22 protein-coding genes and 1 pseudogene are annotated in these 26321 nt (G+C 48.0%); 1 reads left to right on the top strand and 22 read right to left on the bottom strand.

The features are described from left to right. Nucleotides 1-15 precede the first annotated feature (15 nt). From OCV99_RS01280 to OCV99_RS18180, 8 genes and pseudogenes are all read right to left on the bottom strand, one after another. A complete protein-coding gene (locus tag OCV99_RS01280) occupies nt 16-693 on the bottom strand; it encodes a ComEA family DNA-binding protein (RefSeq protein ID WP_158367392.1) in 678 nt (225 codons plus the stop codon). Between the two features lie 67 nt (nt 694-760). Further along, a complete protein-coding gene (locus tag OCV99_RS01275) occupies nt 761-1192 on the bottom strand; it encodes a DMT family transporter (protein WP_158367390.1) in 432 nt (143 codons plus the stop codon). Nucleotides 1193-1255: 63 nt separating this feature from the next. Then, entirely contained in the window at nt 1256-2152 is an 897-nt protein-coding gene (gene argB, locus OCV99_RS01270; RefSeq protein ID WP_158367388.1) for an acetylglutamate kinase, read from the bottom strand. Nucleotides 2153-2156: 4 nt separating this feature from the next. Continuing rightward, complete coding sequence (gene argJ / locus OCV99_RS01265) at nt 2157-3380, bottom strand: bifunctional glutamate N-acetyltransferase/amino-acid acetyltransferase ArgJ (protein ID WP_158367386.1); 1224 nt, start codon at nt 3378-3380, stop codon at nt 2157-2159. A gap of 26 nt (nt 3381-3406) precedes the next feature. After that, nucleotides 3407-3853, bottom strand: coding sequence for a GNAT family N-acetyltransferase (locus OCV99_RS01260; protein WP_158367384.1), 447 nt, complete (start codon nt 3851-3853; stop codon nt 3407-3409). An 11-nt stretch (nt 3854-3864) separates the two neighbouring features. Beyond that, nucleotides 3865-4905 carry an N-acetyl-gamma-glutamyl-phosphate reductase gene (gene argC, locus OCV99_RS01255; RefSeq protein WP_158367382.1) on the bottom strand — a complete coding sequence of 347 codons (1041 nt, stop codon included), beginning with the start codon at nt 4903-4905 and terminating at the stop codon, nt 3865-3867. A gap of 318 nt (nt 4906-5223) precedes the next feature. Continuing rightward, a complete protein-coding gene (locus tag OCV99_RS01250) occupies nt 5224-5553 on the bottom strand; it encodes a hypothetical protein (RefSeq protein ID WP_158367380.1) in 330 nt (109 codons plus the stop codon). 81 nt (nt 5554-5634) lie between these two features. Continuing rightward, nucleotides 5635-5892, bottom strand: a pseudogene (locus tag OCV99_RS18180) (hypothetical protein). A gap of 111 nt (nt 5893-6003) precedes the next feature. On the opposite strand from OCV99_RS18180, the gene OCV99_RS01240 reads away from it, so the two are divergent. Next, complete coding sequence (locus OCV99_RS01240) at nt 6004-6327, top strand: helix-turn-helix transcriptional regulator (protein WP_158367378.1); 324 nt, start codon at nt 6004-6006, stop codon at nt 6325-6327. A gap of 168 nt (nt 6328-6495) precedes the next feature. Here the strand turns inward: OCV99_RS01240 and OCV99_RS01235 are convergent, their stop codons facing one another. From OCV99_RS01235 to OCV99_RS01170, 14 genes are all read right to left on the bottom strand, one after another. Next, nucleotides 6496-7095 carry a leucine-rich repeat domain-containing protein gene (locus OCV99_RS01235; RefSeq protein WP_158367376.1) on the bottom strand — a complete coding sequence of 200 codons (600 nt, stop codon included), beginning with the start codon at nt 7093-7095 and terminating at the stop codon, nt 6496-6498. Next, on the bottom strand, nt 7096-8547 hold the full coding sequence (locus OCV99_RS01230) for a protein kinase domain-containing protein (protein ID WP_227192198.1): 1452 nt from the start codon (nt 8545-8547) through the stop codon (nt 7096-7098). Between the two features lie 43 nt (nt 8548-8590). Next, nucleotides 8591-9400, bottom strand: coding sequence for a leucine-rich repeat domain-containing protein (locus OCV99_RS01225; protein ID WP_227192303.1), 810 nt, complete (start codon nt 9398-9400; stop codon nt 8591-8593). Nucleotides 9401-9418: 18 nt separating this feature from the next. Continuing rightward, nucleotides 9419-12238, bottom strand: a complete 2820-nt coding sequence (locus OCV99_RS01220; protein WP_158367370.1) for a leucine-rich repeat protein — start codon at nt 12236-12238, stop codon at nt 9419-9421. Between the two features lie 4 nt (nt 12239-12242). Next, on the bottom strand, nt 12243-13865 hold the full coding sequence (locus tag OCV99_RS01215; protein ID WP_158367369.1) for an FHA domain-containing protein: 1623 nt from the start codon (nt 13863-13865) through the stop codon (nt 12243-12245). Nucleotides 13866-13867: 2 nt separating this feature from the next. Next, nucleotides 13868-14590, bottom strand: a complete 723-nt coding sequence (locus tag OCV99_RS01210) for a PP2C family protein-serine/threonine phosphatase (RefSeq protein ID WP_158367367.1) — start codon at nt 14588-14590, stop codon at nt 13868-13870. Between the two features lie 10 nt (nt 14591-14600). Continuing rightward, nucleotides 14601-15944: an FHA domain-containing serine/threonine-protein kinase gene (locus OCV99_RS01205; RefSeq protein ID WP_158367365.1), complete on the bottom strand. Its 1344-nt coding sequence runs from the start codon at nt 15942-15944 to the stop codon at nt 14601-14603. 16 nt (nt 15945-15960) lie between these two features. Next, the gene (locus OCV99_RS01200) at nt 15961-16845 is read right to left on the bottom strand and encodes a PP2C family protein-serine/threonine phosphatase (RefSeq protein ID WP_227192196.1); all 885 of its coding nucleotides are present in this window, start codon (nt 16843-16845) and stop codon (nt 15961-15963) included. A 112-nt stretch (nt 16846-16957) separates the two neighbouring features. Further along, the gene (locus OCV99_RS01195; protein ID WP_158367361.1) at nt 16958-17623 is read right to left on the bottom strand and encodes an FHA domain-containing protein; all 666 of its coding nucleotides are present in this window, start codon (nt 17621-17623) and stop codon (nt 16958-16960) included. 18 nt (nt 17624-17641) lie between these two features. Beyond that, a complete protein-coding gene (locus tag OCV99_RS01190; RefSeq protein WP_158367359.1) occupies nt 17642-18970 on the bottom strand; it encodes an FHA domain-containing protein in 1329 nt (442 codons plus the stop codon). Between the two features lie 42 nt (nt 18971-19012). Further along, nucleotides 19013-20389, bottom strand: coding sequence for a PrsW family glutamic-type intramembrane protease (locus OCV99_RS01185; RefSeq protein ID WP_158367358.1), 1377 nt, complete (start codon nt 20387-20389; stop codon nt 19013-19015). A 37-nt stretch (nt 20390-20426) separates the two neighbouring features. Then, complete coding sequence (locus tag OCV99_RS01180) at nt 20427-21758, bottom strand: trypsin-like peptidase domain-containing protein (RefSeq protein ID WP_158367356.1); 1332 nt, start codon at nt 21756-21758, stop codon at nt 20427-20429. Between the two features lie 246 nt (nt 21759-22004). Further along, nucleotides 22005-23219, bottom strand: coding sequence for a hypothetical protein (locus OCV99_RS01175; RefSeq protein ID WP_158367354.1), 1215 nt, complete (start codon nt 23217-23219; stop codon nt 22005-22007). 4 nt (nt 23220-23223) lie between these two features. Continuing rightward, complete coding sequence (locus tag OCV99_RS01170; protein ID WP_158367352.1) at nt 23224-26217, bottom strand: protein kinase domain-containing protein; 2994 nt, start codon at nt 26215-26217, stop codon at nt 23224-23226. Between the last annotated feature and the right edge of the window lie 104 nt (nt 26218-26321).

Raw genomic sequence — 26321 nt, 5'->3', positions numbered from 1 at the left:
AACCATTCTCCCTCGCTATATCTTAATTCTGTCTTTTATCTTCTCGTAGGTTCCCGTCTTAATCCCTTCCACTTCCATCAGCTCCTCTGCGGACTGAAAGCCACCATGGCTCTCCCGGTAACTGATAATAGCCTGTGCCTTCTTCTCTCCGATTCCTGAGAGTGTCATCAGCTCGTCTTTCGTGGCAGAATTAATATTTATCTTGCCGTCGCTGTCTTCGCCGCTTTCCGGGCCTGCGCTTCCTGCCGGCATGCCGTCTGCCTGTCCCGGCACAGCCTCCCCTGCCTGCGCTTCCTCTTCCGATGGCACATAAATCTTCTGTCCGTCCTCCATCTTCTCCGCCTGATTCAGCATGTAACCTGCCGCAGCATCCAGAAGGCCTCCCGCAGCATTGATCGCCTCAAATACACGGCTTCCGGGCGGCAATTCATAGACGCCCGGATTTGCTACCTGTCCGCAGACATATACATAAATCTGCTCCGGCTGCCCTTCCTCGGCTCCATCGGAGGCATCACTTCCGGCGACTTCCTCGCTCCCGGTTTCCTGCCCTTCCTCTTCCAGAGAAAAATCTGCTTCTTCCAGAGAAACCGCCTCTTCCTTCCTGCAGCCGACTGCCGAAACTGCCAGCATCGCAGCCAGCAAAAGGCAGATTCCTTTTGTACCATAACGATGATTTTTTCTTATTCTATGCATAAAAACTCTCCTTTACAGCATGTCGAAACTGTAAATATCCCTCTTATGCCCAGACAATGTTATTGTACTATTTCCATTGAAAAATTGCAACTCCAATCAACGCCAGCGCCATGCCTCCTACCTTCCGCCATTCAAGCGGCTCTTTCTCCACGCCAAACAGTCCGAAAAGCTCAATTACATAAGCAACAATCAACTGGGAAATAACAATCAGAAGCGCTGCCTTTGCCGGCCCAAGCTGCGCCATACTCTTTATGACCGTCCAGGTAATTCCTGCGCCAATCACGCCTCCGAGAAGCATGTATTTCGGCTCCACTTTCCCGATAGCAGCAACGCTGTCCCGTCCCATAATCAGCCACATAACAAGACAGACAATAAAAGCGCTGAACTGTACCCAGCCATTGCTGACCCACATTCCCGTTGTCTTTGTTACCTGCGTATTAAAAACCCCCTGCACACTCATCAGCGCACCCGATAAAAGCGCAATAAAAAAACCAATCATCCGATATACCTCCGCTTTCTTTTTCCGCCTTAGTATATCCGATAATTGGTATTTTATTACTTCTTATTTGCCGGAATACATTTCCCCGCCATCGTCCAGGATTGCCGTTCCGATTCCCTGGTTGGTAAAAATCTCAAGCAGCAGACAGTGTGGAATCCGCCCATCCAGAATATGTACCCTTGACACACCATTTTCAATCGCCTCAATACAGTTGTTAAGCTTCGGAAGCATCCCGCCTCCGATATAGCCTTCTTCCATCAGTTTGTGCGCCTCCGACACCCGAAGCTCAGAAATCAGTGTCTCCGGATCCTTCGGGTCTTTATAGACCCCTTCAATATCTGTCAGGAACGCCAGCTTCTCCGCATGCATCGCCCGCGCAATCGCGCACGCTGCATCGTCTGCATTGATATTGTAGGTGTAGAACTTATCATCCAGTCCCACCGGACATACAATCGGAAGAAAATCCTTCTCCAGCAGATCATACAGAATCTCTGCATTCACTTCCTTCACATCTCCCACAAATCCGATATCTTCGCCGTCGGCATACTTTTTCCTAACCTTCAGAAGGCCGCCGTCCTTACCGCTGATACCGATGGCGCGAACGCCAAGCCCCTGCACAAGCTGTACCAGCTCTTTATTCACCTTGCCAAGAACCATTTCCGCCAGTTCCATGGTTGCCTCATCCGTTACCCGCAGGCCATTTACAAAAGAAGGTTCCATGCCCACCTTGCCGACCCATCGGCTGATTTCCTTGCCGCCGCCATGCACGATGATAGGCTTGAAGCCAACCAGCTTCAGCAGAGTAACATCCTGAATCACTTGTTCCTTAAGAACTTCGTCTACCATAGCGCTTCCGCCGTATTTTACTACAATTACTTTCCTGTTAAATCTCTGGATATAAGGAAGCGCCTCAATCAGCACCTCCGCCTTGTCCAGATATTTCTGCATACTCTTGTCCATTTCCTTAACTCCTGTAATCTGCGTTAATATCAATATATCCATGGGTCAGATCGCATCCCCATGCCGTTGCCGTAAATGTTCCCGCCTTCACATCTGCAACTGCCGTCACCTCTGCTTCAGAAAGGATCTTCGTAGCTTCTTCTTCGCTGTAATCCACGGCAGTTCCATCGCTGGCAATCTGGATTCTTCCTGCCTTGCTCTCGAAGAACAGATCCACCTTCTCCGGGTCAAACTGTGCCCCGGAATATCCCATCGCACAGAGAATCCTTCCCCAGTTAGCGTCGTGTCCCGCAATCGCCGCCTTGGTAAGATTGGAGCACACAATTGCCTTCGCAAGTACCCTCGCCTGCTCCACGCTCTCTGCTCCTACTACCTTTGCTTCAAATAATGCAGTTGCACCTTCACCGTCTCCTGCAATCTTCTTTGCAAGGTATTCATTAATCGTATGAAGCGCCGTCTTAAAATCTTCATAAGCTGCCGTGCCATACGAAATCACCTCATTCTCCGCCATTCCATTCGCCAGAAGGAGAACGGTATCATTGGTAGAAGTGTCGCCGTCCACGGAAATCATATTGTAGGTATCCTTGATATCTTCACTGAGCGCCTTCTGAAGCGCTTCCTTTGTAATCACTGCATCCGTCGTAATAAATGCAAGCATGGTACACATATTGGGATGAATCATGCCGGAACCCTTTGCCATTCCACCGATGGTTACTGTCTTGCCGCCTGCTTCAATGGTAACCGCCAGCTCTTTCTCACAGGTATCGGTAGTCATAATGGCTTTGGCAGCCTCCGTACCATTTTCCAAAGAATCATTCTTCTTGCCCGCAAGAACCTGAATTCCTGCAGTCAGTTTATCCATCGGCATCTGTTTGCCGATGACGCCGGTAGAACCAATCAACACACCCTCTGCATCAATTCCCAGCGCCTCAGCCGCTGCGTCTGCAGTATCCTTACAATACCCAAAACCTTCTGCACCTGTACACGCATTAGCAATTCCTGAGTTTACAATGACAGCCTGAACTTTCTTTCCGCTGTCTACCACCTGCCGATCCCATTTGACAGGAGCCGCCTTCACTACGTTCGTTGTAAATGTTCCCGCCGCCTCACATGGCACCTGGCTGTAAATCATCGCCATATCCGTACGGTCCGTATACTTAATCCCTGCCGCTGTGCTTGCTGCCTCAAATCCTTTTGCTGCGGTCACGCCGCCTTTGATAATCTCCATTCCATCCACTCTCCTAACTTTCACCGCTATCCTTCATTAAATGCCGTAATATTTGCTTCATTCAACGTAAAATCATAATAATTCAGATCCAGCCTTCTTGTCCAGCCTATTCTATTCCAAAAAGCATTGCCAATATCATTCTGGGTAAACGCAATCAGACAGACCTTATTGATTTCCTCCGCCTTCAGAGCTTCCATCGCCCTGACAACCATTGCCTTGCCAATCCCATGCCTGCGGTATGCTTCCTCCACACACACGTGATAGAAGCATCCCCGTCTTCCGTCATGGCCGCACAGGATGCTCCCTACGATTCTGCCATCCTCCACTGCCACTACACTGGTGGTCGGATTCCGTCTTAAGAATCTGGCAATTCCCTCCCGGGAATCATCCACACTCCGGATTCCGAATCCACGGATTTTCTTCCACAAATGATAGACCTCATCGTAATCCTCAATCGTCATTGCCCTAATCATAAAACACCTCTCTACGGGAACATAGGAACCAGATTCAGTCCCTCCGCCTCGTCAAGCCCGAACATCAGGTTCATATTCTGCACTGCCTGCCCGGCAGCGCCCTTCACCAGGTTATCAATTGCCCCCATCATAATAATACGGTTCGTTCTCGGATCAATCTTAAAGTTAATATCTACATAATTACTGCCTTCCACCCATTTGGTTTCCGGATATACGCCTTCATCCAGCACACGGACAAACTTCTCATCTTTATAATACTTATCGTAGATTGCTTTCACTTCTTCATAGGTCACATCTTTTTTAAGAGACGCATACTCTGTCGCCAGGATTCCTCTGTTCATCGGCACAAGATGGGGCGTAAAATTAATCACAACCTCTTCTCCCGAAGCATAACTTAACTGCTCCTCAATCTCCGGCGTATGCCTGTGGGACGCCACGCCATATGCCTTCATATTCTCATTAACCTCACAATACAGGTTCGGAACCTTCGCCCCTCTTCCCGCACCGGACGTTCCCGATTTCGCGTCCACGATCAGCGTCTTCATATCAATAATACCTTCCTTCGCCAACGGATATGCCGTCAGAATCGAACAGGTGGTATAACATCCGGGATTCGCTACCAGTCTTGCCTTCTTCACATCTTCTCTGTTAATCTCACAAAGCCCGTAGACTGCCTCTTCAATAAACTGCGGGCTTTTATGCTCAAGATTATACCATTTCTCATAGACCGCCACATCCTTAATGCGGAAATCTGCACTCAGATCAATAATCTTTGTCTGAGACAGAATCTCTTCATTTACCAAAGATGCACATAGTCCCTGAGGTGTTGCCGTGAAAATCACGTCCGCCTGCTTCGCAAGCTCTTCCATATTATCATCCATACATCTTGCATCCACAAGCTGAAACATATTCTGATATACACTTGCATATTTCTGATCTATATAACTTCTGGAACCATACCACACAATCTCTGCCTCTCTATGTCCGGTCAGGATTCTCACCAGCTCGCCTCCGGCGTACCCGGTAGATCCGATAATTCCAACTTTAATCATTGCTATCATCCTCTCTTTCGCATCGGGCGTACAAAGCCACCCGTTAAAGTGTATACCACTTTCTTCTTATTGTAAAGAAATTTTTGGTATTGCATGATTATACACTTATTTTGCATAATATGCAACTCTTTTCTGAGTAATTATTATATCAGTTCAGCCTTGCACAAAGTCACAAAAATCTGAGTTCAAACTTGTTTGAAAATGAAGATTTTTTGTGTACTTTGTATATGGCGTTCTGCCATAAGCGAGAATTTAGCCGCGTATGCGGCGAAATAAGCTGCGAAGCAGCTAATTCGAGCTGTTGTGGCTGAACTGATACTAATTATTCATCTGCCTCTTTTCCCGAAAAAATGTTAAATATCTTTTTAATCCTTCTTTTACCTGCGGGTCATCCGTCTCCAGATATTCCATCGTCATTTCCTTATACGATTCATCGTCAAACTGTATATTCTCTTCCGGGAACATCCGATAATACAGGAAAAAACTTTCCTCATCTCCAAGCTCCATCGCCTGATTCAAAAGAACACGGCACAATTCCTGATCTATGCCCTCTTCCTCCTCCGCCGATATCTGCAAAGCCAGTTTTCTCCATGCAGCGGCCTCCCCTTTCAACGCCTGCAGCAATAATAACTTTTCATTTTTCCTCATAATGCCACACTTTCCAAATCATAACTGAAATTTCTGTCGCCCCTTGCCTTTTTCTGCTGTCAAGATATAATGATGCCAGGGTCAAAAGGTCTGGATCCACGTGAGCTTGCTCATAAGTGGGGGAAGACCTTGGAACCCGCCCCGATATGAGCATAAAAGTGGGATGTACATCCCACGATATGCGAATATTGGGTAGGATTGTGGGTTGCTGAGTGCCAGTGGCACTCGTTTAGCAACGACCGAAGTGAAACGTAGATGCGTAGCACGGAACCCTAAAGGACTAGCTACGCGTCGCAATCCGTGGGCATCATAGTTGGGGGCTTTTGACCCCAACATCATATAATCACATTATATCGTATATTCGTTATGCTTACAACGATTATACACGTCTTTTGTTTCGATTATTTTTTGCATATAATATATAAAAAGACAACACGGAGGGTAAACATTATGTCAGTCAATGATCCTGTTTTACATATTAAAGAACTTTGTGCAGAGAGAGACTGGTCCTACTATCAGCTTGCAAAATCATCAGGGCTATCTTATTCCACCATCAGCACACTTTTAAATAACAACAACCTGCCATCCTTAACTACCCTGGAGAAAATCTGCTCCGGTTTCGGAATATCCCTTGCTGATTTCTTCGATCCCGGCCGTGATCTGAAGCATATGTCGGAAGAACAGCAGCAATGCCTGAAGATTTTCAATTCCCTCCCGGACGCCAAAAAGCAATTGGCAATCGCCTATATGAAAGGCTTGAAGGGAGAGCTGTAATCTGCGGTTCACTTCCATATGCGGCGCCCCTCGCTTGATATAAACGATAGCAGACTCGCTAAAAATGTTTGAAAAAAATTTCCGTTTAAAAAAGCACATCCGATACAGCTATCTTTCTGCTGCACCGATGCGCTTTTTCTTCCCATTATAAAATTATTGGCAAACGCCTTAATAATATTCTATCCGGGGACTGTTCTCACCCTGATCCTCTACTATACAGCCTTGGGGAACGGAAATACTTTCAAGATTGTCACACCCCTTAAATGCTTTCAGCCCAATCTCCTGTAAACTACCACAATCCTGGACATCTATTTCTCTCAGCTGTTTACAATCCAAAAAGGCATTCTCCCTTATTCTCTCCAAACTGTCCGGTAAATTTACTTTTGTTAAACTACTGCATCCCTTGAAAGTATTATCCCAAATTACTATAATACTGTCTGGCAAATTTATCTCTTTCAAAGAAATGCAGCCATTAAAAGCATCGCTGCCAATCTTTTCAACACTGTCCGGCAATTCTACTTTTGTTAAAGAATCGTAGCCATTAAAAACACAAAAATCAATGAATCCAATCTCATCCGGCAATTTTACTTCTTTCAGAGAAACACAACCAGCAAAAACACTATTGCCGAGTATTTCAACACTGTCCGGCAAATTTATCTCTGTCAAAGAAGTACAGTCATCAAAAGCTCTAGCTCCAATACTTACAACACCGTCCGGCAAATTTACTTCTGTTAAAGAAGAACAACCCAAAAAAGCGGAATCACCAATCTATACAAGTCTATCTGACAAGCTTATTTTTTCTAAAGAGGAACAATACCAAAAAACGCATTGTCCAATCTCTTCAACACCGTCCGGCAATTCCACTTCTTCCAAAAAATTGCACTCATTAAAAGTCCAAGAGCCAATCTTTTTTACAGGCAATCCTTCTATCTCCCCCGGTATCCGCACCTTTGTCTCTTTCCCATTATATTCAGTAATGATAATCCCATCCTCAGTTTCATTTTTTTCCCAGTTAAAATCGGAATAATCAGATTCTGCTTCTTTTCCCTGGTCTTTCTCATCCCCCGAAGCATCCGAATAAGCCGACTTCTCCTGACTTCCCCCTAAGCTGCCTATAGCTGTAAATACCCCAGCCACCGCAACTACCGTCAGCGCCGCTATCAGCCATTTCTTCCTTGACCGCGGAGTTTTTTCTTCCGTTCCCTTCTTCTTTTCTACAGATGCCCGAATCTCTTCTGACTGATCCGTCTCTTCCGTCTCTTCCCTGGACGGCTCCTGATTCCCGGTTTCGAACCTGCTAAGCAGGTCTTCCACGCTCTGAATCCGTTCTCCCGACTTAAGTGCCAGTCCTGCCGTCAGTGCATCCGTCGCTTCTGGCGTCAGCGGTTCCCGCAGGTGTTCCGGGAACTGCAGATTATCCTTCTCTATCCGGTCTATTGCCGCCGGGAGGACTTTGCCCGTGATACAATAATATATCGTAGCGCACAGGGCGTACACATCGGTCCAGGGACCGATGTTCCCCTCGTCCGCGTATTGCTCCAGCGGACTGAACCCCTTCTTCGTAACCATCTGGGATTCCGGTCCCTTCACCGCCGTCATATCTTTTGCCGCACCAAGATCCAGCAGACACACGCTACCGTCCTTTTTCACCATAATGTTGTCCGGGCTGATATCCCTGTGAATCATGCCTTGCTTATGTACCTTCTCCAGATCCAACAGCATGGGGCGGAGGAATTTGACACACTCCGAGAATGTCATCGTTCCGTTTTTCCGTAGCGCTTCTTTTAACGTCGTCCCCTCCACATAGTCCATCACGATATAGGCAGTCTCATTTTCCAGAAAGGTATCCCGCACCCGGACAATGGATGGCACCTGATCCAGCTTCGCCATTTTCCGTGCTTCCTTCAGGAAACTCTCATAGCCTTTCCGGCGCAGAGCGGCTCCTTCTCCAAAATAGTTCCACTGCAGAGCGGACGTGCCGCTCTGTTCCCGGGTTGCTTCTCCCATGGGGAAGTATTCCTTAATAGCGACCTTGATTTCCAGCGTCAGATCCAGACCGATATAAGTAATTCCAAATCCGCCTTTCCCAAGCACCTTTCCCACCAGGTATCTGCCGTGCAGAATGGAATTGCACCGCAAGGCATACGGCGCCTGTTCTGTATTCTGATTATCGAAGCCGCAGGCAGGGCAATATCTTGTCCCTGCCTCCAACTCATTCATGCATCCTAAGCACCTGTTTATTTCCATCACACACTGCCCTTTCTTAATAGTATTCTATCCGGGGGCTGTTCTCACCCTGATCCTCTACTTTACAGCCTTGGGGAACGGAAATGCTTCCCAGATTCCCACATTCACTAAATGCAAGCATCCCAATCTCCTGCAGACCACTGCAATCCTGGAAATCTATTTCTCTCAGATTCTCACACCAAGAGAAAGCGCACATTCCTATCTTATTCAGACCGTCCGGTAAATCTACTTTTGTCAAAGAAGTACAGCTGAGGAAAGTGCTTGATCCAATCTCTGCAACACTGTCCGGCAAGTTCACTTCTATTAAAGAACTGCAACCGCAAAAAGCATATTCACCAATCTCTGCAACACTATCCGGCAAGTTCACTTCTGCCAAATTAAAACAACCATTAAAAGCATCTTTTCCAATCTTCACAATACTGTCCGGCAAGTTCACTGCTGTTAAAAAAGAGTTAATGTAAAAAGCTTTTTCGCCAATCTCCGTTACAGACATTCCGTCTATCTCAGCCGGTATCTGCACCTCTGTCTCTTCTCCGTTATATCCATAAATGACAATCCCATCTCCAGTTTCATTTTTCATCCAGACAAAATCAGAATAATCAGAATCAGCTTCTACTTCTTCTACTTCTCCCTGGTCTTCCTCATTAGCGGAATCGGGTGAATATACCGACTGGTCTTCCTCGTTGCCGGAGTCTTCTGAATATTCCGGTTCTTCCTGACTGCCATTCATGACGCCTATAGCCGCAAAAATTCCAATCACCAAAACGATTGCCAGAGCTACGATCAGCCATTTCTTCTTTGACTTCCCACTCTCACTTATCTTCATCACAATTTTCCCTCCTTCTTAATAGTACTCTACCTTCGGGCTGTTATCTCCCAGGTCTTCTACCTGGCATCCTTTCGCCACAGAGATGGTGCCCAGATGTTCGCAGTTATAGAATGCATTCTCAAAAATACGAATAACCGATTCCGGTATTTTCACGGACGTCATCTTATGACAATTGGCAAATGCATAAGGTGCAATCCCGTCTACATCGTCAGGAATCGCAAATTCCCCTTCCCTGCCCTGAGGATAACTTACAAGCAATTTAATGTCCTCTTCGGTAACGTATAAAACGCCATCCTGCTGATAAAATCTCTCATTTTCCTCGCTGACTTTAAATTCTGTCAGTTTCGCATCCTGACTCAGGGAAAATGCCCCTGTTTCGATAGATTCTACATTTGCCGGAATATAAACTTCCGATAATGGGGTCCCATGAAATGCCAGCCCTCCTATCTTCTGCAGGCTTTCCGGAAATTCGACCTGCGTCAGGGAAAAGCAAGCTCCAAAAGCGCCTATCCCGATTTCTACAAGACCTTCCGGGAGACCGATAAATTGAAGGCTTGTACAGGTACAAAATGCCTGAGTTTCAATCGTCTCCACCGTCTGCGGAAGCCCCACTCTTACTACGTCGCTTTCCATGAATGCTTCCTCTGCGATTGTCTTCACCGGCAGCCCTTCTATCTCGTCCGGTATGGAAAATTCTTTCCGCTTCCCGTGGTATCCGGTAATGGCAATCCCATCCCCGCTCTTTTCATAATCAAAATCTGCAATCATGGCTTCCGGCAATCTCCATCCCGACTCCGGTTCGAATAATTCGAAGATATAACTGCCGTCGGCTCCCGCAATATATAACTGGATTTCAGAGGTATATTCCTCGCCATTCTGCGCTATAAACCAGAGTGCATGATCGTCGTAACAAATGTTTACGCCAGTATGATTCTCTATCACAACTCTGTCTCCGGTTCCGTTTGCCCGTACCCGATGGATCTGCTGATCTTCTCTGCTTGCATAGTAAATCCACCCCTCTCCATAGCCAATCGTCCCGTTTGGATCAATGTCAATATCATAAAAACCTTCCAAACTGCTGTCCTCTTCTCCGTCAAGATCGCAGACAACTAAAGATTCTTGTTTATCGGAATACAGAAACATCGTATCCTCTTCCACAAAGCCTCTGCTATACATTTTTTCATCGTCCAGGATTTCCTGTTCCCCGGCTTCCAGATCCGCGCGAACCAAAACGCTTTTAGGATCCGTACCTATATCCTGCGCAAGAATCATATAGAGACTGCTCCCATAAAGATTGAACCAGACTACGTCGTCATCTGTCAAAAGTTCTGAAACGCCATCCTTCAGATTATACCGGTATAATTCATAGAGGTATGTACCAGGTTCTTTTTCCAACGTATAATAGAGGTATTCTTCTCCATTGGATAATGCAGCATATTGCATACATCCGAAAAATTTTCCGTCTTCACTTACCAGAATTTTTTCTGCTTCTGTTCCGTCAAGGTTCATCCGGTAAATCGCATTCTCTACATAATCTGTCGTTATATAATAGACAGACTCTTCACTCAGATTAATATAGGCGCCATAGTCTGCCATTTTCTGGCTGTCCCCCATGTAAAAAGTCTGTTCCTCCTTGTCATAAGCACACATATACAAGGCGTTGTCGGCGCCGATAAAATATTCATATTCATTAGCGATTACTGCAAAGCCTCCATAATTAAGCATATTCGCATTGGAATTCCCCATGCGTTCCACCGTTACTCCGCCGCCTCTTCCGGCAAGGAAGATCCCTGCTCCCAGAACAAGGGCAATACAGGCGGCTGCCAGTGCCAGGCGCAGCCATTTTGGTTTAGGTGGCTTCGGCGGCTTCCCGCTTTGCAGCCTCTGAAGCAATTCCTCCATGCTTTTTATACGCTTTTCCGGTTTCACCGCCAGCCCCGCTTTTAATGCGCCTGCTGCTTTCGGCGACAACGGCTCCCGCATCTTTTCCGGGAACTGCAGCTCTTCATGGTCTATCCGATCCATGGAAGCGGGAAGCACTTTTCCCGTAAGGCAATAGTAGATGGTGGCGCACAGCGCATACACATCCGTCCACGGGCCGATTTTTCCCGCATCCATATACTGTTCCAGAGGGCTGAAGCCTTTCTTGGTAACCAACTGGCTTTCCGGCCCCTGCGCAGCCGTTGTATCCTTGGCAGCCCCCAGATCCAGAAGCCGGACACTGCCGTCCGGCTGAACCATAATATTGTCCGGGCTGATATCCCTGTGGATCATCCCCTGCTTATGTACCTTTGCCAGATCTTCTATCATCGGGCTGAATAACTGAACACATTCCGAAAATGTCATGGTTCCGTTTTTCAGGAGCTTTTCTTTTAATGTAACTCCCTCTGCGTAATCCATTACAATGTAGGCGGTCTCATTTTCCAGAAAGGTATCCCGCACCCGGACAATTGAGGGAATCTGATCAATCTTTGCCATCTTGCGGGCTTCCTTCAGGAAACTGTCATATCCCTTCTGCCGGTGTTCTGTGCCCGCCCGCGACGGATTCCACCGCAGGGCTGCCGAATGCCCCTGCTCCCTGGATACTTCCCCCATGGGAAAATACTCTTTCACGGCAACTTTCACATTCAGGGTCAGATCCAGGCCGATATATGTGATTCCGAATCCCCCTTTTCCAAGAACTTTGCCAATCAGATATCTTCCGTGTAAAATCGTATGGGGACGCAGCGCATACGACGGCTGTTCAATATTCAGATTGTCACAGCCGCAGACAGGACAATATCTTTCCCCGGGCTTCAGCTCGTTCATACATCCCACACATCTGTTTATCTCCATTCCTCTACTCCTCTTTTCTCATAATCGTAATCCTGTATTCGTAGCTTCCCATCCGGGCAGTGTGGCCGTTTTCCACTGCCGTCATTCCAAGGTTCCTGATCGGGACACCGTTGACAAAGGTTCCGTTCCGCGAATCCATATCCTGGATATTGAATTGATTCTTCTCGCAGCATACTTTACAGTGGACGCCCGACAACCGTTTATCTTCCGGATTCAGGATGAGTTCTGAGCGTTTGTCGCGCCCAAGCGTCATAACACGCCCCTCTTCCATCTGCAGCGTACGGCAAATATTTTCATACCCGATAGCCGTAAACCGCACTTCGTACACAATCCGCCTGTTCTCCTTCTGCTCCGCCTGTCCATCCTCTTTTGAAGGTTCTATTTCATCCGCTTTTTTCTCCTCGTAATCTTCCACCCCGAAGTCCCCTGCCCCGGACTCTTCTGCAGACAATTTTTCCCCCTTCTTCTTTTTAGCGAAAAAGACGGCGAGGATTCCTGCTATAATAACAAGCACCGCAAGTACCCCTATGGCAATCCACAACCGATGATCCGGCTCTGATTCAGGTTCCGGTTCCGGCTCCCGGGCAGGTTCCGGTTCCGGTTCTTCTGGCTCTGATTCAGGTTCCGATCCGGGTTCTGCACCTTCTTCCGTATCCGGCGCCTCCGCAATCTTCAGGTCTTCTGAAAAAATCTCCATCGTATCTTCGAGGACAGTCTGGTCTTTTGCCGTATAGATTACCCGTAAAAGCAGAATATCCTTTCCCTCCGCATCGACCTGCGAAGTATCCAGCGTCAGAACCACACAGTTCCTCTCTTTTTGCAAAATGGCCTGTCCAACCGATGATGCATCTGTACCATCCACAACCGGTGCGTAATGGATTCCACCCACCGATATCCTTGCAAAACTGCCCAACAGCTTCGCAAATTCAAGCTGCCCGCCAGAGGGATCGCTTGGCAGTGTCGCCACTGTATAAATCGGTATCGATGAATCCAGGACCGCCTGCTCTGCCTCACTCTGGGTAATGCCGCTTTTCTGGTCGTCCTGCCCATCCGACAAGATTAACAGGCATTTTTTCGGGTTCACCCTGATGTCCGTTTTCAATATATCAATACTTTTTACAATCCCCGCGTATAAATTCGTATCCTCATTTCCAATCTGCAGATTCTGGATTTCTGCGTTAATCGCATTTTTATCAGACAAAAAACCACTGTCCGAGAGCTGGTTGCCAAGAGAGCTTATCACCATATTATCGTTCTCGTTCATCCCCTGACTGATTGCCGTCAATACTGCCTTCGCCTGATCCATCTGCTCCTGTCCCATAGAACCGGAGACATCCACAAGGCAATAAAAAGTCATGGGTGTATGTTCTTCTCCTGCCGTAGTAATCCCCAATGCCGGAAGTTCCTGAGAACTCAGTGTAACCGCAAATTGCGTTTCCTCTGCGGCTGCTTCTCCATTTTCCGGAATGTCACAAAAAAGTTTTATTTGTCCTTCTTCTGTTTCATATCCTTCCAGAAATCCGCCGGAAGAAGCCTCTGCCGGAATGGATGAAAAGAACAGCGCTCCCAAAAGAAGCAGTACAGAAATATATGGATACCTCAGATTCTTCCTCTTTCTTCCCTTCATCCCTATACCTCCAGAATAACTGCTGTCGCAGTATTATTATCATTTTCACTTCCGCAGCGTTTTTTCAGCCGCCCATGTAATTTGGTAAGCCACTCCTCTGCTGTTGCAGAAATATCCAATACTTCACCGATTTCTTCATCGCTAAAATACTCCCAGAATCCATCCGTACAGAGCAAAAAGGCATGTCTCCCCTTGCCCAAGGTCACCGGTTCATGTACTTCTGCCTCTTCCCCCTCGCATCCCAGCGCCCGCAAAAGCCGGCTCCGCTGCGGATGTTCCGGAATATCCTTGCGCTCTATCTCCCCCAGCGCCACTGCCATCTGGGAGAGACTGTGATCCAGGGTATAATGGCAGAGCTCTCCATCCTGGAAATGATACAGCCTGGAATCTCCCACATGTCCCCAGATCGCCTGATTTTTACAGATACAAAGATACACTGCCGTCGTCTTCATATGGAACTGATTTAATTGCTTTTTTAAAATGGCTTCATTTGCCGCACAAAAGGCTCTGCTTACTTCTTTCGTTCCCGGGAATCCTTCTTTACTGCCGCACGCAAGCAAACGGCTGACAGCCGTCTCTGAGGCGGTCTTTCCTTCTCCCTGTCCGCCCAGTCCATCTGCAATGACTGCCACAAGATTTTTCCCATAAATACGAATATCGCCGGAGTCTTCGTTTTCTTTCCGCCCTCCGATATCGGTATAGCCATAGATTGAAATATCGCTCATTTTACCTCCTTCAACTACAGATGACACTGTATGTCTCTTTCGCAAAACTTATCCGGCTCCCGCTGCCAACCAGATACCATGCCATGGGCTTTAAGCGGGCTCCGTTCAGATACGTCCCATAGGTAGAACCCTCATCCCGGACATAGACCTTCCCTCTCTTATCCATAATAAAAGAACAATGCCGACGGCTGATTCCCTGACTATCCGGCGGATATCTGAGCTGGCACCTGCTGTCACGCCCAACCGTTACCAGCATATCGGCTTGAAGAGAATACTGCCTTTCTGCCATGATTCCGTCAACACATTTCATACAGGCTCCCACTCTTTGCCGGTTATCGATTACAGCAGGTTTCCCGGCCGTCAGAATATTTTTCCCCGGGAAAAGCGCCTCTGCAAATTCCCGGATTGACGGATATCTCTGGCTCGCCGCAGGCGCCATCCCTTTGTGCAATGCCTGCGCCGCATTCGGCGGTATGTCGGAACAAAGCTCCCGGATTGGTTTCACCATGTCCGGCGCCCCGGACTGCATCCTCCACGCAATATAACGATCTGTTGCCCTGGGAGGCAGAATGCCGCTGAGAGCGTAATACACTGTAACGCTGAGAGAATAGATATCCGTCCACGGTCCCTGCTTCCCATTTGCCTCAAACTGTTCATAAGGGGCAAACCGTGCTTTCAAAATAGTTGTCATATACTTAGAATCTGAATAATTCCGCGCCGAGCCAAAATCTATCAGCTTTACCCTGCCGTCATTAAGCATGAAAATATTATCCGGGCTGATGTCTCTGTGAATCAGATTCCTGCCATGAAGCGCATACAGCGCACGCAGAATCATGCAGAGAGGATTCGTAATCTGTCCCCAGCTCATTCTTCCGTTTTTCAGAAGGTGTTTTTTTAAATCCATACCTTCCAGATATTCCATCACATAATAAGCCGTTCCGTTCTCCTCAAACAAACGATAGACGTCTATAACTTCCGGAACATTTTTCAGCCCGTATAAGGCTTGCGCTTCCTCACAAAACCTTTGTTTCACATGCTGAAAATACTGCTGCTGCCCCTGCGTTACCACTACGTCCCGTCCATTTTCTCCGCGCCGTACCGCATGCGCCGGGAACAACTCTTTCACAGCGACCCGGCGTTCTCCTTTTTGATCCCATGCAAGATAGGTAATTCCATATCCCCCGCTTCCCAGCACTCTGCCAAGCTCATATTGCTTCTGTCCCAATAAATATCTGACCGGAAGCGCATTTATCGGACGCTGGGCGTCCTCTGTCTCCGGTTTTCCACAGCTTGTACACACTCCCCGCAAAACAACGCCCTGCATACAATGAATACAACGACTTTCCTGTCCCATATTTTCCTCCGCAAAGTCAAAGTTCCAGAATCACGGCTGTGAAGTTGTCCTGCCTGGGATTCTGACGCGCAAGCACCTGTTTCTTCACAACCTCCGCTGCTTCCTCCGCATCTTCCGCCATTTCAAGAATCCTGCATATTTCCCGTTCCGGCAGCGTATTAAACACTCCGTCGCTCATCAGGAGAAGCTTATCCCCCGCCTGCGCCTTAACCGGGTTCAGGCTGCCTTCAATATGCTTGATCTCTCCCATTCCAATATAGCTGGTAATTCTTTTCTTCTGTTTATCCGTCTGTATTTCTGCAAAAGAAACTTCCTGGTTTACTGCCCGTTTCAACAATTCCTTTTCGTAAATATGTTCACTATTGATCTGCATCAATTGTCCTGCGTGATACAGATAGATCCGGCTGTCCCCTACGGAAATCCATTGAAAACTGCTTCCTTCCGTCAGGACAGCAATCACGGTAGAGCCGCTTCTGCTTCCCGGAGACGCCGCCAGCATCCGCAGAACCTCCCGGTTTGCCCGGGAAACCATAGTATAAAGCGGCCGTTTCCCCATCTGCCCTTTCGTAAGCTCTGACGCATCCTGCAGCATAGTAAGGACAATTTTCTGGCTGACTTTATCGCCATCCGACAACCCTCCCATGCCATCTGCAACAACAGCAAACATACCGTTCTCCACTTCCATTACTCCGAAGCTATCCTGCTGGTTCGCACGTTTTCCGATATGATGTACCTTGCCCACAGGATTTCCCACCTTCTTCGGAGGCAGCTCTTCTGTATGTACAATCTCATCGACGCTCCTTCCCTTCTTATCTTCCGCTCGCTTTCTTTTTTTCAGCCGCCATGCAAATAGCGCAGCGGCAAAAGCCAGAACCAGAATAACAAGAACTGAAACCGCCATTACTGTACTCCTGGACATTACAAAGTTACCTTCCGCCGGAAATCTCCTCGGAAGCCTTCCCGATTCCAGTTCTTTCAGTATTTTTCCTATAATACCTAATACAGTTCCGCCATCATACATCCCAGTTAAACCTTTCTCCACAAAGCGGCACAAACATTAATTTCGTAGTTCCTATTTTTATTATGTCATAGCTATGCACTTCTACCGGAATTGTAACCAACTTCCCATTGACGCGGACAACGCTTTTCCCATCTACCGGGCCAAAGAAAAACACACGTTCTTCATCGTCATATACAACCATTGCGTGTTTTTCTCTGCTGATCTTTATGTCGCCTTTAATGTAGATATCCATATTTTCCTCGCGTCCAATATAATTATATCCTGTACGTATCCGGTAATCTGTCCCCTTAGAAGGACCGTCTACGCAGACCAGCCATCCCACCACCGGAGTAAAGCCCGGAATATCATCTGTATCTGGAGGCAGCGTCTTGCCTGTATCTATTTCCACACCATTGTGCGGAACAAAATCTTCCGTTTTAAGCCCGTCTCCGTTCTCCAGCGGCAGAGTCCGGTTATCGTCAGACACTCCTCGCCTATGAGACAGGTCTTCGTAACCTTCTCCTGAAGCAGGCTGCGTTTCATCATAATCGGCTGGGTTTCCGGAATATACGTATTCTTCCTGCTGACGGAGAAGCCTTTCCTCCTCCGCGCACTCCGGGCATGTACTGCTTATTGCCGGGTCATAAAAATGTCCTTTACTGCATTGTTTAAATTCCATAATTCATTTCCTCCTTTTTCATTGTTTAATTACAAAAGCATTTTTCTTCTCACCAATATAGAACACACTTCCTGCAGACACTTCAACCGGCTGCATCGGCTGTAATTTTCCGAATCCCTGTATAAAGGTACCGCTTGTTGAGTTCAAATCCATCAGCATCAGATGATTCTGATCCCAGTACAGCTTAGCATGTGTACGGCTGACTCCGCGTGTGTCCTTCGGATAATTCACCATATTCGATATATCCCGCCCTATTGTGATGCCGGTTCTTTCAATCGGATAGATTCTCCCGTTCATATAACCTCCCTGTGCCACAAGCCACAGCCCGGTTTTCTGCGGTACCGGATCCACAGGTGTAGTTGGTCCGATATCCTCCATGTCCGGCGGCTCCGTCGGTGATATGTCTTCCGGCCGGAACCACGGCTCGGGATTTGCCGGCTCGGGATTTACCGGAGCGGGATTTACCGGAACGGGATCTGCCGGATTCTGTCTTGCCGGACCAGACTCTGTCTTTTTCTTCTTTTTCCATGCCAGAAACAAAAGAGCCGCCCCCACACAAAGAAGAACTCCTGCAATGATGAAAATCTGAGCCTCTTTGTCAGAATCTTCTTTTTTATCCGGTCCATCCGAACCATCCGACTCCGGGACATCCGGTTCCTCTGGTTCATCCGGCTCCGGGGCATCCGGTTCTTCCTCATCTTCATCCTCATCTTCACTGCCGGCTCCTTCTCCATAGAAATCGTCAGCATCTCCATACAGAGCGATTACCGTATCTTCTTCAATAACCGCTCCCACACAGTCTCCGGCTTCGTTCAGCACAACCGCCGGATAAGCTCCAATATTATCGGGAAGGCCGTCCACAACCAATCCCAGATCACCTTGCCAGTCTTCTAATGTGATCTCGCTCATTTCAATAGTCGGCTCATCATTACTGTCCATGCCCATATAGACAACCTCTGCCGTCTCCCCCTGAACCGGGCAGGCGTCTTGCGGAAGATCAAATTCACCTGTGTTTTCGACTTGCCAGAAAACGATATTCAAAGAATCATTGTAAGTGATTTCCACATCCGTTATATCCAGATCCACCTCGGAACCAACAAGCCTGATCTGATCGCATTCATCATAATCATAAATTCCTGCAATAATAAGGATGCTGTCGCCCTCATCTACTGCAAACGCCGGTACCACACATACCACATCACCTGCATCATCGTATCCGCCAATCAACATCAGCGTTTCTTCCTTGCCTGCTGCCCGGCTCTCCAGAGCGTCTCCGCGAAAGATTGTGAGCATAACTGCAAGCGCCATCACTCCGGCGAAAATACTTTTCTTCAGTAACTTCTTCATTTGCCTTTCACTTTCTCCTTTCTCTTTATCTTTCCATAATCTTTACTTAATGCTCACCCGGAATGCATTCTCCTTTCCTGCCAGATAAATCATATCGCCCGAGTGAAGCGTATAATCCACATTCGGCATTAGTTTCTGACTGCCATTTATAAAAGTCCCATAAGTAGAATCCATATCCCGCAGAATCCATCCCTGTGACGTTTTCCGGATACAGCAATGTCTCCGTCTGACGCCTCCCGCCTTGCCGGGAATATGAAATCCCAGATCCGGATCTCTGCCAATCATCAATATATCCGCTCCCTCTGACTGCCATACCGCTCCCCGAATGGCTCCTCCGGTACATTCAATCCGGATACTTCCTGCTCCTGCAGCCGCCACTTTCCTGCTGCCTGCTCCTGTCGCCGCCGCTTTCCTGCTGCCTGCGCTGCCGCCTTTCCCACGGCTCCCACTCCCAATCAGTACTGCCTGCCGCAGGCACTTTCTCGCCATATATAAAAGTTCGATCCAGAAAAAGATAATAACAATAATATTTTTACATAAAGCCAGTGTCCCGGAAGGATTACGGATTCCAAAATCAGACAAATCCGAATTCCAGATATAGTGCAGAAGAACCGAACTTCCAAAAGTCACCAGGAAATCTTTATTCCAGATACAATTCCAGGACAACCGGGAATCCTTCATTTCTAAAGCAACAGCCGCCGCGTAAGGCGCAGACATAAGCGTATGCCCGCCCAATGCATAGATCCCCCTGAGAATCTGATTTCCGACGATGTCCTGTATCCCACCCGCCGACTGGGCATATGTAATGGATTCAAAGCTGCCGAACCCGGCGCCCACCGCAGCGCCAATCACCAGCCCGGTCAATCCATAGACTTTCTTTTTCTTTGAAAAGAAATACAGAATAAGCAGCGCCGCCGCCAGCTTCGCAGGCTCTTCCCGGAAAGCCGCCAGCTTCGCGGGGCCGCTTTGTACAAAATCAAACATGACCGACGTTCCCAGGAAGGAAAGCAGCCCTCCCGCCAAAAAAAACCCGAACAATTCATATATAGACAGATTTCTGGGAATATTCAGTTCCCAGATGAAAATCATGATAATAACCGGCATCACAAAAGGCGGGATTGCCGTCATCATCAATAAGAATCCGGAAGTCACATTCCCTATCATATTCAAATTGACAAAGAGCAAACCGTAAACCAGTACAATCAGAGCAGCTCCGGCTTTCAAAAGCGGGTAAAATACCCACGGTTTTCTCCATTTCTGGAGCATATTTGCTTCTGTCGCACTGTTAAGTGTCGTCCCCGCCAAAAGGGCATATTCCAGCTCTTCCCTGCTATGTTTCCTTCTGCACTCCGAGAAGATATCTTTCCATTTAATCTCCGCATCCTGTGCAAGCTTCTGATAAAATTGCTCGTTCCCCATAATGCTTCTCCTTATTTACCACGTACCCTTACGCCCTTTATCTCTTCCTGTCCAGCACAAAGCTTTGTCCCGGATCCGCCAAATAAAAAGTATCGCCTCTATGTACCGGAATCTCCTGGTTAGGCGGTATGCGCCTTCCTTTCAGAAACGTACCATACGAAGACCCCATATCCCGGAGGTACACCTGCCCTCCCCGGAAATAAAGTTCACAGTGCATACTGCTGATGCCTTTTGTTCCTGCCGGATAAACCAGCTTGTTTTTAGAAGCATCTCTGCCAAGGCGGAGACACCCTCCGGCTTCCACTGCAAATCTCTTTCCCGCAAATACACCTGCCACTCCCTGCAATCGGTAGCCACTGTCTTCCAATGGTTTTGGCACAGGCGCGGGTTGCGGTTGCGGCGCAGACGCAGCCCGCTTTTTTTGAAAAACAATCACCAACGCAGCGATAACAACAATACCTGCCGCAATGACAAGCCATCTGTAAATGCCTGTGCTTCCTGCTTTCTGGTTCTCTCCCTGCAGTTCATAATAGATTCCCAATTCATCCAATTTCTCTATTGCATAATCAATATATACCGACGCTGAATATTCCGACGCTTCCTGTCCTCCAAAGCCGTAAGTATTGATACCGATAACCGCCCCATCTTCTGTAATAAGAGGCCCGCCGGAATTCCCATGGTTGATATGAGCCTCATGCTGGATAATCTTCGTATCCACCGAGCCATTTTCCCAGACAGTAAAGCGGGAAATCGTCCCTTTGGTAACAATAACATCTTCCACATCCGCAGCCTGGTAAGTATATCCGTTTACGCCGTCGCCATTTCCCGGAAATCCCAGCGCGTACACCGTATCTGAACGCTGCATCTCTTCACTGGGCAGCAGCGGCAGCGCTATCCGCCCTTCCATTTTTCTCTCTGCCCTTATAATTGCAAAATCCGGATAGCCGCCCGTCGCATACACAATTTCGCAGGCTATCATATGGTCATAATCCGGAATCCAGCTTCCGCCGCCATCCTCCATTTTTACCGCCTCATCATCCAGCATAATATACACTTTATCGCACAGCTTACCCGTTTCCGGATCTCCCACAACGTGCATATTCGTGATAAATGTATCCGTTTCCTCCCCCGGAACCCCTATGCCGAATCCGCTCCCGGCGCCAAGCATATTTCCCCGCTCTGAATAAACACGGACAACACCCCGGCAGGCATCATCCACCATATCCGTCACTTCTTCGTCGGAATCCTCCGCCCTCGCCGGAAGAAAGAAAATAGAAAAAACCGTCAGCACTATACATACGCTGACAACGCCGGACAGCGCTTTCTTTGCAGCTCTTTGTCTCAACTTCCCCGCCCTTGTTCCTCGCATCACATTTTATCCTTTCTGTATAACTTAATATCGTTATAATTATATCGTAAATACGTACTAATCGCAACGAAAATATTTCCTTTGCTTAAGCATCATAGTTGGGGTTTTTGACCTCGACATCAGTATATACGCTTGCCTGCATCTGTTTTGAAAATCATTTCCACCTATAAAAAATGCATCCCAACCTGCCATCTTCTGACAGATTGGGATGCATTTCCCCAAATCCTATAATAACCTGTTACCCCGTCACGTCGAAAGATACCACTCCGGCACAAAGGTTACATCCTCTCCATAAAAAATTACCGTCACAACCTGGTCTTCCCACTCCACCTGCACTTCATACCCCGGCATAATAATCTGCCATACATCTTCCTCTTCTTTCACGGTGTCTGCATATTGCTCCGCCGCCGCCATGTAGGCCACTGTCTCCTCCCTGCTGATTCCTTCCATCTGCATATAGACTCCGAAGCCGTCGCCCTCAAGTTCATCACCGGATTCCGGGTAAATAAGACTGCCGTCTTTCCCCTTCCGGAAGCTGGCATACCCTGCCTGCGCTGAATCATACCATTCCGGCGCCGGAAGGAAATCCGGCGTATCCTGAATCAGAAATGCAGCTTCTTCCAAAGCTTCTTCTCCGCTCTGCCCCTTTTGTTTCGTCTCATATAAATTTGCTTCCATACGGGAAAGAAGCTCTGCATGTTCCAGAGAGATTTCTTCATATGCATCAAGACTACTGTCTCCGGCTTCCAGGACTTCCGCCTCCGTCTTTTTCCATTCCGGACCACCCGCCGTTAATGCCAGATATTCCTTCTGTACTGTATTCCAATAGCTCTGTTCATCTGTATAATCCTGAACCGTCAGCAGGAGATAATTCGTCATAGCGCAGGCATAATCTCCCATACAGGCAATCTTTTTCCTCTGTACAGATACTTCCTCTTCCAGCATTTCCATCGCATCTTTATAGAACACGTCACTCTCCAGACTTTCCAGCTCTCTCTCTCTGATAACAAGATGTGCATCATCCAGCTCATCCGGAAGGCCGGAAAACGCCAGCGACTGATATTCTGCGTCAATTCCCGCCTCTGCCAGTGTAAGGTATTCTTCTTCTGTCAAATCCTCTTCTGTCATTGCAAGCTCTTCCAGAGAACCTGCCGATGTGATGCAGGCGGTCCTCGCCTTCCCAAGGTCTTCCCAGCTTCCGCTTTCCAGATAAGCATCCACATAATCCATCGCCCACAGTTGGCTGGCATACATCTGATCCAATGTCTGAAGATAGTCCGACCACACTTCTAACAGATGTTGTACCGCCTGCTCTGTCCCGGATTCCGTCTCATTCTTTCCGTTCTCCAAATTAGACGTCAGCTCCTCCTCAGAGCTTTCCCCTGCCTCGCTGCAGCCCGTTACCGTCAAAGTCAGAAGCATTACCATAATCCATAACCGTATTTTCCGCGTCTTCTCCATCTGTTCAATCCTCTCTATCCTCAAAGAGCGCTGTCAGCCCATTTTTCTTTAACTCCCGCAGGGCAGATTTCTGCGCTTCTTTATAAATCTCTAAATCCGCCGTTGCTTCTTTCGTAATGTTCCCCTGCTGTACTGCCTGTGCGGCAGCTTTCCGGTATCGCGTACCGTTTTGCCGCTCTTCTTCGGAATCACTCTGCTCCATTGCCGTCAGCTCCGGCTCAACCACCAGATTATAATACTTTCCGTTCAAATCAGCATCCGCCTGTAAACACTGTCCCAGCGCCTGTACATATTCTTCTCCAAAATATTCCCACGCCTGCTTGTTTTCTCTTGCCCAGACCAGGATATCCAGATATCCTGCATATTCTTCCGCCCGCTCCCGCGGTAAATCATACAGCGCACGGCAGGCTTCTTCTTCCAAAGGCTTTCCGGACCACGGCATAACTTCCCCGGATGCAAGGAGATTCTCCAGATACCCGGATGTTCTTGCCGCTTCCGGCAGATAGTCATTGTCCAGGCTGTCCCGGCAATCCTGCAGCGCCTTATCGTATGCAGTCCCGCCGTCTGTCTCTCCACCGTCCCCATCTCCGCCATCCGCTTCTGCGTCGGCAGCTTCTGCGGAAAGGACTTCCAGCAGCCCCAAAAACGCTTCATACTGATCCGCACACGCCATATAGGAAGAAAGCGCAGCATCCAACACATTTTCAGAAAGTGCCTCATCATAAGGCGTCTTTACTTCCTCCTGCCCCGGCGCTAATAAGGGGAGATACACCCAGTGATATATTCCTCCAAGGCAAAGCACACAAGTAAGGATTAAAAGCAGCCTCTGCCTTCTTTCCCTGCGGGCAAATTTCCGTTCAAACCCCCGGTGAATTATAGCCAAATACTCTTCGATCAACTGGTGGGACATCCGATAGCGTCCCGTTTCATCCCGCACAAGCAGCCCCAGCCTCCGAAAAAGTATCTCATGTACCATCGTGCCATACCACTCTTCGGCATTTTTACTTTCACCGCGGATGTCGGCGATATGCCCAATCCATTCCGGGAAAATTCCCGTCATCATCCTCTTTCCCATGCGGCGATAGCATTTCTCCAGGGCAGGAAGCATATCCTGCGCAGACAGCTCTCTTCCCTTCCTTTCCATAAGTCCGGCGATTTCCGGCAGCACAAAGAAGAGCGCTGCCTCCGTCTGCCAGCGCTCTTTTGCATCCGGCGGAAGTTCCCGTATTTCCTTATCTAAAATTGCCGCGAAGTAACTATCCAGCAATTCTTCCTGAGAATGAATGAATATCTGCTTCCCACGGCTGATTACCGTCCTGATATAAATGGATAACATCATCGGCGACCGCAGCAGCTCTGCCATCTCTTTTGCTTCCGGCTGCAGGATCCCGTTTTCTCCCAGAATCTTCCCGACTTCTTCTTTCTCAAGCGGTTTTAGCCGTATTCTCTGAAAGGGAACCGCCTCTATGTCGCTGCGCCCGGCAAGAAGGATTCTGGTTCCCGGCATCGCAGACAGTTCCATGATTTCCTGCAAAAGTTCTTTCGTATTTCCGGAAATTTCGTTCAGCCCGTCCAGAAGAATCAATAATTGGGGACGTTCCCCAAATCGTGTATACATAGGCACAGACAATAACCTTACCAATTCATGCCTTGCCAATTCCATACTGTCTGTTTCCGGTTTGAACTTAAGACTTTCCAGAATCCTGTTTTTTATATAGTCTGATTTTCCTTCTGTCCATCCGTAAAGGGACAGATAGGTGACCGCAGGCTCCGCCCCGCTATACTTTGCAGGCTGCAAATATGCCGCCCGCAAGAGTGCCGTAGTCTTTCCCGCTCCGCCGTCTCCCAGCAGAAAAAAGGAGCTGCCACCCGGAGACAGCATTCGGCTCAGCAGTTCTTCCGAACTAATTCTTTCTCCGCTCTTCGTCTCTCCCACAACCGGGTACAACTTCTCTTCCTCTTTAATGTACCTCAGAGCTGAATTCGAATTGATTGCCCGTAAAATGTTCGCCCGCCCGGTCTCCCAAAGAGCCGGGTGGGTAATGCCTTTTCCTTCGATACGATCCATCAGCTCTTCTAAATCCTGCCGCATCTGTCCGGCCGCCCGGTATCTTCTGGAAACCGTCGCCGCCAACCCTCGTTTCAGGATTTTTCTTACCATACTGCGCACCGTCTCCGGCGCATCTGCAAGACAGGGAGCATCTGATATATCCGGAACCTGCCCCCGCACCGTCTCCAGGACAGTCAGGTTCCTGCCTGTCAGCATCCGGTAAAAAACGGCCGTCAGCGCATACAAATCCGTTCCGTACCCAATCGCCGAACTCCTGCCCGAGCGTATCTCCGGCGCCGCGAATCCTTCCTTGGCGCTATAATAAAAGCTCCCACCCTGCCGTATTTCCTCCAATGTATGTACGCTGTTATAATCAATCAGGGAAATTCTCTCTCTTTTTCCCTCTCCTATCAAAAGGATATTATCCGGGCTGATATCCAAATGCAGGAGCCCGGAATTATGAAAGGCTTCCAGCACGTCCAAAGCTCCCATCATCCTGCGGACGTAAACCGCCAGCGGCGTTCCTGTCTCCTGTTCCATTTCTTTATCAAGGCTTCTGCCTCCGGAGAATCCCAGAACAGAATACAGCGTCTGATTCTGTGAAAATGTATTGATATTGGCGTCAATGTCAGCAGGATACTCTGACAGTATTTGTAAATGAATCTCATTTGCCCTCTGAAAACTAAGCCTGTGAAGTTCCATCAGTGGCCGGGCTTCCTCTGTACAGCACACATTTCCTTCCGAATCCCGGAATATCATTCCCTGCGGATGGAACGGGAACAGTTCCTTAATCAAGACCCGGTGCCGCAAGTCTTTCCACTGCTCATCCGGATAAGTCCCTATATACACCATCGCATTGGAACCTTTCCCCACAAAAGACTCTACCCGGCATTCCATTCCCGGAAATGAAAGACATGTTCCTGCTTTTAAGCAAATCCTGTTATCCATATTCTATCTAATCCTATTTTTATCTGTATTTCATCTGGTTACAAAAGCCTGCTTTTTCTAACTATACCATTTACAGATACCAGAAATTGAAAATCATTTCCGCG

Source organism: Dorea acetigenes (assembly GCF_025567385.1).
GTDB lineage: Bacteria > Bacillota > Clostridia > Lachnospirales > Lachnospiraceae > Claveliimonas > Claveliimonas acetigenes.
This window is presented reverse-complemented; position numbering and strand designations above follow the sequence as displayed.